Source organism: Pseudoteredinibacter isoporae (assembly GCF_011602085.1).
GTDB classification, from domain to species: domain Bacteria; phylum Pseudomonadota; class Gammaproteobacteria; order Pseudomonadales; family Cellvibrionaceae; genus Pseudoteredinibacter; species Pseudoteredinibacter isoporae.
The window spans coordinates 1,711,098-1,724,497 of record NZ_JAAONY010000002.1 but is presented as its reverse complement, the minus strand read 5'-3'; the positions used below and the strand labels follow the sequence as shown (position 1 = coordinate 1,724,497).

At 51.6% G+C, this 13,400-nt stretch carries 10 protein-coding genes; 4 read left to right on the top strand and 6 right to left on the bottom strand.

The annotated features are described in order from the left end of the window. Positions 1-2: 2 nt before the first annotated feature. A complete protein-coding gene (gene lipA / locus G8768_RS15995; protein ID WP_166843241.1) occupies positions 3-986 on the top strand; it encodes a lipoyl synthase in 984 nt (327 codons plus the stop codon). 27 nt (positions 987-1,013) lie between these two features. Here the strand turns inward: lipA and G8768_RS15990 are convergent, their stop codons facing one another. After that, positions 1,014-1,793 (bottom strand): glycerophosphodiester phosphodiesterase, encoded by a 780-nt coding sequence (locus G8768_RS15990; RefSeq protein WP_243749511.1) that lies wholly within the window; start codon positions 1,791-1,793, stop codon positions 1,014-1,016. A gap of 296 nt (positions 1,794-2,089) precedes the next feature. Here G8768_RS15990 and G8768_RS15985 point away from each other — a divergent pair, with 296 nt between their 5' ends. From G8768_RS15985 to G8768_RS15975, 3 genes are all read left to right on the top strand, one after another. Then, the gene (locus G8768_RS15985; protein ID WP_166843242.1) at positions 2,090-3,004 is read left to right on the top strand and encodes a hypothetical protein; all 915 of its coding nucleotides are present in this window, start codon (positions 2,090-2,092) and stop codon (positions 3,002-3,004) included. A gap of 17 nt (positions 3,005-3,021) precedes the next feature. After that, complete coding sequence (locus G8768_RS15980; RefSeq protein ID WP_166843243.1) at positions 3,022-4,440, top strand: SLC13 family permease; 1,419 nt, start codon at positions 3,022-3,024, stop codon at positions 4,438-4,440. A gap of 88 nt (positions 4,441-4,528) precedes the next feature. Continuing rightward, on the top strand, positions 4,529-6,808 hold the full coding sequence (locus tag G8768_RS15975; RefSeq protein WP_166843244.1) for a putative bifunctional diguanylate cyclase/phosphodiesterase: 2,280 nt from the start codon (positions 4,529-4,531) through the stop codon (positions 6,806-6,808). 50 nt (positions 6,809-6,858) lie between these two features. On the opposite strand, the gene G8768_RS15970 is transcribed toward G8768_RS15975, so the two are convergent. The 5 genes from G8768_RS15970 to G8768_RS15950 all read right to left on the bottom strand — a co-directional run bounded on the left by G8768_RS15970 (position 6,859) and on the right by G8768_RS15950 (position 13,268). After that, positions 6,859-8,001, bottom strand: a complete 1,143-nt coding sequence (locus tag G8768_RS15970) for a methyltransferase (protein ID WP_166843245.1) — start codon at positions 7,999-8,001, stop codon at positions 6,859-6,861. A 21-nt stretch (positions 8,002-8,022) separates the two neighbouring features. Continuing rightward, a complete protein-coding gene (gene holA / locus G8768_RS15965) occupies positions 8,023-9,072 on the bottom strand; it encodes a DNA polymerase III subunit delta (RefSeq protein ID WP_166843246.1) in 1,050 nt (349 codons plus the stop codon). Between the two features lie 3 nt (positions 9,073-9,075). Next, complete coding sequence (locus tag G8768_RS15960) at positions 9,076-9,591, bottom strand: LPS-assembly lipoprotein LptE (RefSeq protein WP_166843247.1); 516 nt, start codon at positions 9,589-9,591, stop codon at positions 9,076-9,078. A 21-nt stretch (positions 9,592-9,612) separates the two neighbouring features. Then, a complete protein-coding gene (leuS, locus tag G8768_RS15955; protein ID WP_166843248.1) occupies positions 9,613-12,237 on the bottom strand; it encodes a leucine--tRNA ligase in 2,625 nt (874 codons plus the stop codon). A 107-nt stretch (positions 12,238-12,344) separates the two neighbouring features. Continuing rightward, positions 12,345-13,268, bottom strand: a complete 924-nt coding sequence (locus G8768_RS15950) for an LpxL/LpxP family acyltransferase (RefSeq protein ID WP_166843249.1) — start codon at positions 13,266-13,268, stop codon at positions 12,345-12,347. Positions 13,269-13,400: the final 132 nt, after the last annotated feature.

Below are 13,400 nucleotides of genomic sequence, written 5' to 3'. Positions count from 1 at the left end.
ACGTGAGCGAAAGACCTGAGAACATTCCTGTAAAGCGCACCCGTCGCCATAAGGCCGGTGAAAAACTTCGCGACGCCGATAAAGTCGAACGTATTCCCGTTAAAGTCATAGCCAGCGATGAAGTGAAGCGTAAACCTGATTGGATTCGTGTGCGTATGAGTGCGTCTCCGGAAGTGGATCGCATCAAAAAAATTCTTCGCAAAAATGGTTTGGCCAGTGTCTGTGAAGAGGCCAGTTGCCCGAATCTGGGGGAGTGCTTCGCCGGTGGCACGGCAACCTTTATGATCATGGGTGAGATTTGTACTCGTCGCTGCCCGTTCTGTGATGTTGGCCACGGTAAACCATTGCCTCTTGATCAGAGTGAACCCCGTAATCTGGCAGAGGCTATTGCGGAAATGCGTTTGAAGTATGTGGTGATTACTTCGGTAGATCGTGATGATTTGCGCGATGGTGGCGCCCAACACTTTGCCGATTGTATTCGCGAAGCGCGTGAATTGTCCCCTACATTGCAGGTTGAAATTCTGACGCCGGATTTCCGTGGTCGCATGGACAAAGCTTTGGATATTCTGGAAGCCGAAGCGCCGGATGTTTTTAATCACAATCTGGAAACGGTGCCGCGTTTGTATCGTCAGTCACGCCCCGGCGCCAATTACGCCTGGTCGCTGAAATTATTGAAAGAATATAAAAAGCGTCGCCCGGATGTTTTGACCAAGTCGGGTCTGATGGTGGGGCTGGGTGAGAACAAAGAGGAAATCTTTGAGGTCATGCGCGATATGCGAGAGCACGATATCGACATGCTAACCATCGGTCAGTACCTGCAACCCTCCAAAAGCCATCTGGCCGTGGACCGCTATGTGCATCCGGATGAGTTCGATGAATACACTGAGATGGCCAAAGAGCTGGGTTTTACCCATTCCGCTTGTGGTCCTCTGGTTCGGTCTTCTTATCATGCCGACAAGCAGGCACACGGTGAGAGCGTAAACTGAGTTTGTAATCTGCAGGGTTGGGCCATATTAGAAGTGGCCACCTTCAACCTTGGGGTGGCGTTGACGAAATTCCTCGTTCAGCGCCAATACCTTTTCTGGAAAGTCGGTAAACACACCGTCGACCCCCATTGCGGCCAGATGGCCCATGTCCTCTTCGTGATTCACTGTATACACCCAGGTTTTGAATCCTCTCGCGCTGGCGTCATCGATTAGGCCCTGGCGCAAAAAGCCGATGCAGGCGTGCAGGGAATAGGCATTGAGTTGCTCACAACAAGCGGCATAGTCCAGGGGCACGCCGGCAAACAATGCGCCGCGTTTGACTTCGGGCAGGCGCTGACTGAGCTTGTGCAACTGGACATGATCGAAGCTTGAGATCAAATAGGACTCGTAGCTTCCCTGGCCATATTGCACATATTCTTCGATCTGATGACTCACCGCTTTCACGCATCCGGGGCCCTTTAGCTCAATGTTCAGCAATGCGCGATCTCCAATCAGTTCCATTACCTCCAGGAGGGTGGGAATGTGTTCGCCACAGGGCAAGGCGGTTTGCCGAAGGAGTTTGGGGTCCTGCTGGACGAGCAGGGCATCCTGAAAGGGGGCATGGGACAGCCGGCGGTCATGAAAGACCAGCAGTTCCCCACGGACATTCCAGACATCGATTTCAATGGCATCGACGCCAAGCTTGAGTGCTCGTTCAATGGCGCGCAAGGTGTTCTCATATCGCTGAGAGCCTCCGCGATGGGCAATACAAAATAGTGGCTTATCCAGTTCCATAAGTGCCTGTCGCTGCTGACGATAAATGCCCATATTTTAATCGTTGTCGGCCAATTCGTGAGCAGATTGTTAAGGTAAAGTGTGACATTTATATGTATTAGAGTAATAAGGGGCTACCCCTTTACCTAGATTATTTATTTCTAACAGCGGTTTCAGGGGTGGAATATTACCATGTTTGTAAGTGCTTGCTATTTATAAAGGTCTTGTGCCAAGGTGGGCGGGCTGAAAAGAAGACCTGTTTGACGCGCCAATTACTAAATTAACGGATTTTTTCATAAGCATTGATAGCCAGCATCAGCTGGGTAGAATAGAGGGCTCGATTTCACGATATGGATGCGCATTGGATGTTGCAAGGCATAGGTAAATTAAAAACCTTACTGATGGTGGCGGTTCTATTGCCCCTTTCAGTGCTATGCCTGCCGGCCCACGCTGATGGCACGACCGTCATTCTGGCGCCCGCGCCCGTCGTCACAGGTTTCAGGGATTTTACAGCTGGCCGCCAATTGAGCGATATCAGAGATTACCGTTTCAACTCCGAATACACCGCCAAGCATCAAGACCCGTTTACCAACCTCGAAGTGATTGAACTGGTTCTGTTGGTGCAGGCTCTGCAACTGGGTGGTGTGAAAGGTGAGATCAAAATCAAATCCGCTCCCAGTTTCAGTATTCTCTCCAAGGTAGAAAAAGGCGAGGCATTGTTGGGTGGTGTTTCCATCTGGCGAGAGCGAACGCAAAGCCGAGCCAAATCCCTTTGGGTGAGTGACCCGATCATTCGCCAAGGGGAATTTCAACTGGGTTTGTATAGCTGTGGTCGTCCGATGTCGATTATCGACTTGTCCGGTTTGCAACAATTCAGATTAAGCTCCCACGCCAATTGGCCAATGGTAACTGAATTACTGCAATCCCTTGAGGTGGCCGATCTTTCCCTGAGCAACGACTGGAATCAAATTGCCAAGCAATCCTGTGCGGGTGCCAGTGATTTGATTGCCGCGCCGTTTACCGCGTCGGCCGATCGCCCACTGCAATACCTTGAAAAGTTGTTATCGCCAGTCCCAGGCGTGAAGCTGAAAGTCAGCGGGACGAGACATTTTATTATCAGTCGTCTGCACCCAAAGGGTAAGCGCACCTATTTCTCGCTCCAGAGAGGTATGCGCAAATTGCGAGTCAAAGGCAATATTGCCCGTGCCATGCGACAATCCGGTTTCCTCCCCCAGGCAACCGCAAATTGGACCTTCCTCAACTAAATCAAGAATAAAAATCTATGTCTGAAACGACGCAGTCCGTTCCGGTCTTGGCACTGGTCAAGCGTAATATGATTTGGCTGGCTCCGGTGCTGGCTTGTATTTTGGGTGTGTTGATGTGGCAGAGTGGCTGGCCTGTCAATGCGGCTATGACGGCAGCGCTTACCTTGCTCTGTGCTCTATGGTGGATGTTTGAACCCATTCCGATTCCAGCAACGTCCTTGATTCCGTTAGGTGTGTTTCCCTTGCTGGGTATTCTGAGCCCTAAAGATGTGGCGCTGGCCTATGGCAGTCCGTTGATTATTCTTCTGATGGGCGGTGCGATGTTGTCCAAGGCGATGGAAAAAAGCGGGGCTCATCGCCGGGTTGCTCTGGGCATGGTGGGTTTGTTTGGTGGTGGCTCCCAGCGTCGTTTGGTGTTGGGTTTTATGGCGGCTTCCGCCTTGCTCTCCATGTGGATTTCCAATACCGCAACAACCTTGATGTTGTTGCCAGTCGCTCTGGCGGTTCTCGAAAAGAGCGATGATCGTAAATTGATGATCGCCTTGCTTCTCGGGATCGCCTATGCCGCCAGCATTGGCGGTTTGGGCACGCCGATTGGAACCCCGGCTAATGTGATTATGATGCAGGCTTATCAGGACGCTACCGGGGTTGAGCTGACGTTTGTGGATTGGATGCAGTGGTCCTTGCCGGTGGTGATACTTCTGGTGCCTTTGGCCGGTTTTTGGCTAAGCCGAAAGCTGGGTACCGATACCAGTATGCTGGAATTGCCCGAGCTGGGCGGCTGGCGCAAGGCTGAGCGTCGAGTGATGCTGATCTTTGCTCTCACGGCTCTGGCCTGGATTACGCTGAAAGGCCCGTCCGGTGGTTGGGGGCAGTGGCTGCCAACGGCGAACTACGGCTCTGTGGCTCTGTTTGCTGTATTGGTTCTGTTTATTATTCCGGACGGAGAAGGTGGGCGTCTGTTGGATTGGCAAAGCGCCAACCAGATTCATTGGGGTGTTCTGCTGTTGTTTGCAGGTGGTATTGCCATTGCCAAAGCGTTTACCGCGACTGGCTTGAGCCAGGCCATTGGTGAAGCGTTGGCGGGCTTTAATCAATTGCCGGTTTTGCTGCTACTGGTTTTGCTGGGTCTGGGGGTGGCCTTCCTAACAGAAGTCACCAGTAACACCGCAACAGCCACACTATTGATGCCGATTCTTGCGGCCACGGCAATCGCCGCAGAAATGGAGCCCGCATTAATTATGTTGCCTGCCGCGCTGGCATCGAGCTGTGCCTTTATGTTGCCAGTGGCAACTGCGCCCAATGCGATCGTTTTTGGAACCGGCCAGGTGCGTATTGCCGACATGGTGAGCAACGGTTTTGCCATCAACCTGATTGCAGTGCTCGTCATCAGTGGCTGCAGTTTCGTGCTGTTGACGCTGGGCGCCTTCGGCTAACAAATTAAAGTTTAAGCGCCACACGCCGCTAGCCTATCTACTGTGTTATTCCCCAATGAATGGGGAAGTAGTGGTTTAGGATGGTGAGATGTCTAAGCAGTTAGCCGCCGTTGATCTCATGCGGCGCTTTTATCAGCTGGTGGTCAGCAAACCACATCGAGAACTGGTTCTGTGGCTGCTGAAAAGCTGGAGCGAGCTGCCCTCGGTTGCCCGAGTTGTGCTGCTGACTTGCGAGTCTGGGCAACATTGGGTGCGCGGCACCGCGATTAATGACAGTGTCACTGTCCTGAATACCGACCTTCTGCATTTCCGTAAAATCTCCCCTGAACTGGTACAGCAGTGTCACAGCTCGGCAAGCGCCCGACTGTGCAAGGCTGACGATCCTGTGGTGCAGGATAAAATTCTGCGGGACGAGTGCCAGAGTATTGCCTGTATCCCCATCGGTGAAGAGTCAGACCCCATTGGGCTGATATACCTGGAACTGAGCCTCTCGAAAAAAGAAGCCAAAAAACTGTTGGGCGATTGCCAGCAGCTTGAGGTGTTTTGTGGTTTGGTGTTGCAGCACCTGACCATCACCTGGCGGCATCATCAGCAGTTGGAAAAAGCCAAGGTGGCTGAGCAGGCTCTGTGGGCCAGTGAGGTGTATTTACGTTCCATTCTTGATCATTCCCCGGTATTTATTTCCGTGGTGGATTTGGATGGCAATGTCATTTTAAGCAGTGATCATCACCTCAATGATGAATTATCTGAAGCCGCAAATACCCGCTACAACGGGCATCATGTTTACTCTCTGTTCCCAGATACCATTGCACAGGCCCTCTGGCAGGGTCGCCCGGAATCGGAAGATGAAGTGAATGCGGATTGGGAGTTCTCATTCGAATCATCCGAGGGCAAAAGCCAATACTATTGGATCAATCGTTTTCCTTTGCTTGATCAACAGGGGAAACTGTTTGCCAGTTGTGCGATCTGTACGGATATTACCGAACGCAAAGAATCCGAAATTGCCATGCAGGAACAGCAAAAGCGACTGAACCATCTGGCATTTCATGATGAGCTTACCGGCCTGCCCAATCGAACACTTTTTCACGAACGCCTGTTGCACAGTCTGGCGAGGGCACGACGCAATCATTCTCAAGTGGCGATTATGCTGCTGGACGTGGATCGTTTTAAATACGTAAACGATAGCTTTGGCCATGATGCGGGTGATGCTCTGCTGAAAATTATCGCAGAACGTTTAGTTTCTTGTGTGCGCCAGGTCGATACCGTTGCTCGTCTCGGGGGGGATGAGTTTGTACTGGTGATTGAAGATATTCACAGTCATGAAGACGTTACACTGGTGACAGAAAAGATCCTTGCGATTGGGGCAACACCTTGCGAGTTGCGCGGTTATGACATTACCAGCACATTAAGCATTGGGGTAAGTGTTTATCCCGAGGATGGTGACGATAGCGAAACCCTTCTCAAACATGCGGATGTGGCAATGTACCGCGCAAAAGCAGAAGGCAAAAATACCTATCGCCTGTTCAATCACTCCATGAACGATAAAGCGGTTGAATCCTTGTTGATTGAAAATGATCTGCGCAAGGCCATTAAATATGACAAGCTACGCTTGGTGTATCAGCCTAAGATCGATTTGCACGATGGCCGAATTATTGGTGTGGAAGCTTTGGTGAGATGGGATCTGGATAACGGCGAAGTGATGTCGCCTGGTGAATTTATTCCTATGGCTGAAGAAACCGGTCTCATTGTTCCTCTGGGAAAATGGGTTCTGGATGAGGCCTGTCGACAACAGCGTCTTTGGTTGGATCGCGGCTTCAAAGTGGGCTCGGTAGCCGTCAACCTGTCACCGCGACAGTTTCTCCAGATAGAGTTTCCTGATTTCATTCAATCTGTATTGGATAAGCATCAATTGGAACCTTCCTGTTTGGAGTTGGAAATCACAGAGTCCTCAGCCATGGAAAATGCCCAGCAATCCGTGCAAATGTTGAAACGTTTGCATTCCATGGGGGTTGCTTTGGCTATGGATGATTTTGGGACGGGCTATTCTTCACTCGCCTATTTGAAACGTTTCCCGATTGATACGCTCAAAATTGATCGCAGTTTTATTCGCGATATTTATCACGATTCCAATGACGCTGCGATAGCCAAATCGATTATCGACCTTGGCCACAATATGGGGTTGAAAGTGGTGGCAGAAGGCATCGAAAGCAGTGATCAGAAACAATGGTTGAAAAAACAGGGCTGTGATTATGCCCAGGGCTTTTTCTTTTCCAAACCAATTTCGGCAAACGAAGTTGAAGAGAGTTTTTGTCATATCCGAAGAAAGCTCGAATTGGTCGCCTCCAATGATATCGGTCATGGCATTTAAAGCTCTTATTCAGAGCTTTACTCCATGAATTCTTTTGGCCTCAATTCGGTTTAGCGATTTTTTCGTGCTTTTAATATGACAAACTTGCTGTTGCTGTGAGCGACCTTCTGATTGCCAAACAAGGCTTGTAAGTCCTTGTGGTAGCCAAGGTGTCGATTGGCAACGACCCATAACTCTCCCCCTTTTCTTAGCGTCTTCCAGCTTTGACGAAACATCTGTTTGGCTATGTGGCTGGAAATGCTGTGTTGTTGGTGAAAAGGAGGGTTGTTTAAGATCAAATCGGCGCTGTTAGGTGTTGCTTGTTCCAAACAGTCGCCGTGAACAAAGCGTAAGCGCTCGTTGCTCAATTGGTTCTTCTCAGCGTTCAGCTGAGCACTGGCGATGGCCGAGTGGGATTCGTCGTAAAACTCAAGCTTTGCCTCGGGGTACAATTGTGCGGCTCGCAGGCCCAGCAATCCATTGCCACAGCCGAGGTCAATAATTGTCTCGCAATCTTCTTTCTCCGGAAAATGCTCAAGCAGGAAAGCGGTGCCGATGTCCAGTTTTTGTTGGGAAAACACAGCGGCGTGATTAAAAACATCCAGTTGATATTCACTCAGAGAGTAGTGTTTAGGGTAGGGTGAGGCGGCTGGTGTCAGATGCTCAGCTTTGGCAAACAGCAGGCGAGCTTTCTTTTTGGCCAGCGATGTGTGGCTCTCACCAATCAGTTTTTCAAACAGTTTGATCGTTTGGCGGTGCAGATTTTTGGTCATGGCACTGGCAACGATTTTGCTCTCGGAATGCAGACAGCTTTTCAGACGATAGAGTTGGTCTTCGAGTTGGGCATGACTTTTAGGAAGTTTGATCAGCACCCAGTCGAAGGTGATGTCTGGCCAGCTCAGGCTGTTGTGGCAGTTTAATGTGGCTTCTACGCCATGATTTTCTTGCACGTTCTGTCGGCAAGCTTGTTCGCTGATAAAGGAGTCGTTGATCCAATGCACGTTATGGTCGGCAAGTACAGTGGCTAATGCACCAAAGCCATCGTTTAGAATCAGAACTGTCTCATTTTGCTTAATACTGCCAGCAACTTCTTGCAGCAATAATTCATCGGCGGCATCCCAGGCGCGTAGAGTCTCGTGTTTGCGAAAGGGAAAGCGTTTTAGGCTCCAGCTTTTGTCGTGGAGGCTGAATTGGGTTTCGGCGACTTGGGGCATGTGCTGTTGTGGTTTTGAGAACTAAAGACTGAGTGACAAACGTTGCAAACTGGGGTGCAGGCTGTTTTGGCCACAGAGGCAAAGACATAAATCCATCAGCTCACTCCAGGCATCGGCTTTGCGCATGCCTTTCGCCGCTTTATCAATGCCGTTGGCCTTGCGCAGCAGTAATTCCAGTTGAGCTTTGTTGAGACGTCTCAGAGCGGCGCCGACTAAAGGTTTACGTTTGTCCCACACACCTGCATTTTTTGCGGCCCAATCAAAATTTTGACCTTGATCCTGAGCATGGGCTATTTGATTCAAGCTGCGGATTTCGCGCGCTAATGCCCACAGCACGGGAATGGCATCAGTACCTTCGCTTTTTAAGCCTTGCAAGGTTCGGGTGCAGGCTTGGGCGTCGCCCATCAATGCCTTGTCGGCGAGATCAAAAATATCATAGCGTGCGCTATTGGCGACAACGCTGTTCATCAGGTCGCTGCTGATGTGTTGCTCTTCAGCAAGCAGCTTAAGCTTTTCAATTTCCTGCGCGGCGGCGAGCAAGTTGCCTTCCACTCGGGCACAGAGAATTTCAATGGCCTGCGGATCGGCGCTAAGTTGTGCCTGCTGTAAACGCTGTTTGATCCAATGGGGTAATTGAGCGGCTTTGATGGGCCAGATTTGAACACAGTGCCCCAGCTTTTCCAGGGCTTTGAACCATTTACTGCGCTGCTGGCTTTGATCGAGTTTGCCGCTGTGGATCAGCAGAATATTATCGTCGTTGGCGTTGTCGCAAAACTGAACCAGCGCCTTGCTGCCTTCAGTGCCAGGTTTGCCGCCGGGCATATTGAGTTCGATAATTTTCTTTTCGGCAAACAGCGACATGGCATTGGCGCTGTCGAGAAGAAGGTTCCAGTCGAAACTGCGGTCAACATGCAACACTTCACGTTCCGTAAAACCCTGCTTTCGCGCGCTGGCTCGCACTTCGTCAGCGAGTTCCTGAGCCAGCAGAGGTTCTTCTCCGCTGATCAGGTATACCGGCTTAAGTTCTTTTTTTAAGCTGGCTTGCAGTTGCTCGGCGCGCAGTTTGGCCATGGCCTAGTCTTCGTTGCTCTGGCTGATCAGGGCCAGGCGGCGCAAAATTTGTTGCACGATTTCGCTGCGCATTTCACGGCGTAGCTGGCGTTCTTCCTGATCTTTGCCCAGGGTGTTGTTTGGATCGTAGGCGTAGCTGCGAATGGTGCTGGCACGAGCGCCGTCTACATAAGGCTTTTTGCCTTCTTCCGTTTTCAATTGCGCGATTTGGTAATCGACCTGCATATTCAGCTCGTATTCGGCGGCCAGAATCTGGCTGCCGACAGCGGCTGTGCGACGGTCAAAGCGCATGGTTTGCAGGCTGAGATTGTAGTCAGCCTCGGCGTTGCTGTCGCTCAAGGCAATATCGTTGCGGCGCAGGGCTTGTTTCAGATCTCGCAGGAGCTCGGCGTCGGGCGAGCTGACATACAGCGTGCCAATATCTTTCCCAAGCTCAACCTGACCGCGCAGTTGCCAGCCGCAGGCGGCCATTAACAATACCAGTCCGGTGATCATGCTGACTTGCACAAAGCTTTTCATTGTAATTATTCCTGTGAACGCTTATTTAACGGCAAAAGTGACCAGTTTGTTGGGGATCACTTTGCACATTTTGATTTCTTTATCTGCCAAAAACTTCGCGACATTGGAATCGGCTTTGGCGGTTTCGATAATGCTGCTTTCTTCGGCGTCGGCGGCGACGGTAATTTTGCTGCGCACTTTACCATTTACCTGAACAACCAACATGATATTGGATTGTACCAGCGCACTTTCATCTGCCTGAGGCCAGCTTGCGTCAATCACATCGTCGCCGTTACCCATGGCAGCCCACAAGTGCTGAGAGATATGCGGCGTTACCGGGGCCAGCAAGAGTACTGCGGCTTCCAGAGCTTCACGTTCTACCGCTAAGTGCTCAGGTGTTGAACGGTCGGCTTGACGGGTTACTTCATTCATCATTTCCATTACCGCTGCAATCGCGGTGTTGAAAGTTTGGCGGCGACCATAGTCATCGCTGACTTTCTTGATGGTACTGTGAACTTTGTGGCGCAGGGCTTCCTGTTGTTCATTTAAACCGCTGCCTGGAATCTTACCAGCTTCACCGGCTTGCAGATGCGAATAGACCGTCTTCCAGAGACGACGCAGGAAGCGGCTGGCACCTTCTACACCGGCGTCGCTCCATTCCAGAGTCTGTTCCGGTGGCGCGGCAAACATGGTGAACAAGCGCACGGTATCGGCACCGTACTGATCCACAGCGGTTTGTGGATCTATGCCGTTGTTTTTGGACTTGGACATTTTGGTCATGCCGCCAGCGATCAGGCTTTCACCTGAGTCAGACTTGGCAGAAATCACTTTGCCTTTCTCGTCTTTTTCCAATTGAACATCAGCCGGGTTAAACCAGATTTTGCTGCCGTCTTCATTTTGCTGATAGAAGGAGTCGGCCAGAACCATGCCCTGACACAGCAGGCGCTTGAAAGGTTCGTCGGAATTAACCAGACCTTCATCGCGCATCAGCTTGTGGAAGAAGCGCGCGTATAAAAGGTGAAGAATTGCGTGCTCGATACCCCCCACATACTGATCCACTGGCAGCCAGTAATCTGCTTTGGCGGGATCCAGCATGGCATCTTCCAGATTCGCGCAGGTGTAGCGAGCGTAATACCAGGAAGACTCCATAAAGGTGTCAAAGGTATCGGTTTCGTGTTCCACCGCTTGACCATCGTGTTCGGCTTTGCGCCATTCCGGGTCGGCTTTAATCGGGCTTTGAACGCCATCCATCTGTACGTCTTCCGGCAGTAATACAGGAAGCTTTTCCAGAGGTACCGGGATTTCACCGCCTTCAGGCAAGTTAAACATCGGGATGGGAGCGCCCCAGTAACGCTGACGGGAAACCCCCCAGTCGCGCAGGCGGAAATTGGTTTTCAGTGTACCTTTGCCCAGCTCAACCAGCTTGTCAGCGGCAGCATCGAAGGCCGCCTGAAAATCCAAGCCGTCAAGTTCGCCGAAGTGTTCGCCTGAGTTCACGGTACGGGTATCGTTTTTGCGTGCGTACCATTCCTGCCAGTTGCTGCTGTCAAAGGCGGGATCATCCGCCAGGGTGCTGGCGATAACTTGCTTGATGGGCAATTGGTAGCTGTTGGCAAAGGCGAAGTCGCGCTCATCATGACCCGGTACGGCCATTACCGCGCCGGAACCGTAATCCATCAGCACGTAGTTCGCGACCCAGATGGAAACTTCCTCACCGCTGATCGGGTGAATGGCTTTCAGGCCGGTATCCAGGCCTTTTTTCTCCATGGTTGCCATATCGGCTTCGGCCACAGAGTTGCTTTTGCATTCCTGGATAAAAGCGGCAAGCTCGCTGTTACGCTCTGCCAGCGCCAAGCTGATGGGGTGTTCGGCGGCAATGCTCACATAGGTTACGCCCATGATGGTATCCGGACGAGTGGTGTACACGTCAATATCGCTTAAACCGGCAACCTCGTTCTGGAGGGCAAAGCTCATTTCCACACCGGTGCTCTTGCCGATCCAGTTGCGTTGCATGGTTTTTACCTGCTCTGGCCAGTCAGGTAACTGATCCAGACTGCTCAGCAATTCTTCGGCGTAGTCGGTGATTTTGATAAACCACTGCGGGATTTCCTTACGCTCTACCAAGGCGCCGGAACGCCAGCCACGACCATCGACAACTTGCTCATTCGCCAGTACGGTCTGGTCAACGGGGTCCCAGTTCACGGTGGCCATTTTCTTGTAGACCAGGCCTTTCTCGTACAAGCGGGTAAAGAACCACTGTTCCCACTTGTAGTAGTCGTTGCGACAGGTTGCCAGTTCACGGCTCCAGTCAAAGCCAAAACCGAGAGATTTCAGCTGACCTTTCATGTATTCGATATTGCTGTAGGTCCACTTGGCGGGTGCCGTCTTGTTCTGAATGGCGGCATTTTCAGCGGGCAGGCCGAAAGCATCCCAGCCCATCGGGTGCAGAACGTTCTTGCCCTGCATGCGCTGATAGCGGGAAATGACATCGGTAATGGTGTAGTTGCGCACATGCCCCATATGCAGTTTGCCACTGGGGTAGGGAAACATCGCCAGGCAGTAAAATTTCTCTTTGTTCGGGTCTTCGCTTACTTCGAAGCTTTGCTTGGACTCCCAATGCGTTTGGGCGTGTTGTTCGATGTCTCGTGGGAGGTATTGCTCTTCCATATCTCTCTATCAACCGGGGTGGCAAAAAGGACAGATTATACTGCCCCAACGCCCCGGCTGTCAGGTGATTTTGGCTCAGCAATAGCAGGCGATTGGGCCTGGGAAGCTTATTTTTTCTTGTACAGGCACTCTTCACCTTCGGGGCGGGTCTTAAATCGGCGATGCATCCAAATATACTCGCCCGGGTGCTCGCGAACATGGGCTTCTACCAGTGCGCTGAAACGTACGATATCGGCTTCGATATCGTCGCTGGGGAAGTTGTCGAGGGGCTTGATCTCGATGGTGTAACCCGTCTCTGTACGATAACCACAACTGAAGACAACTTTAGCGTCACTTGCGCTGGCCAGGGTGCTTGGCGTCGTGACAGTGGCGGTTTGAATACCAAAGAAAGGGACGAAGATACTGTTTTTGCGCCCCAGGTCGTGATCAGCAGCAATCAAGCCGGTTTCGCCTTCGCTTAGGTGCTGAACAAATTGCCCAACCCGCTTGTTGGAGATTAGAGTCAGGTTATAGCGATTACGGCCTTTCTGGGCGACATATTCCCAAAACGGGTTGTTATGAACTCGAAACAGAATCTTCATGCGGTGTTGCAAGGCGAGGGGGCCATAGGTCATCTCGAGACAGGCGTTGTGCATGCCCAGCATGAGAATGGCCTGGCCGGGCTCACGTTCCAGATGCTCCAGGCCAATAATCTTGTGCATTTTGCGCATACGCGAATGGCTGCCAAACCAAATCAAGCCGGACTCCCAAAGTGCCATGCCGCCACTGGCGAAGCTGTCTTTGGCAATTTGTTCACGTTCCTGCCCGGACTTTTCCGGGAAGCACAATTCCAGATTACGCAGGGTGACCCGGCGTCGGCTTTTCGCGACTTTGTACACCAGCAGACCGGTGCCGGTGCCCAGTGCGCGAATTGCCACCAGGGGCAAACGTCCAACCAGCCACAGCAGGCTAAACCAAAGCCACAGGGGCCAGAACTTGGGGTGTAGGTAATACCCGCGAAATTGATCCAGATTTTCGTGTCGACGTGACATGTTGGCGATACCGGCGCTAGCAAAAGGCAGCGATGGTACCCCAGACGCCACCTGATGTGGAGTGGCGTGCCAGGGGAATAGGCCAAAACACCTTGCGGCTTTGACCGTTACAGGAAGTCTTTGCTGGAAGTG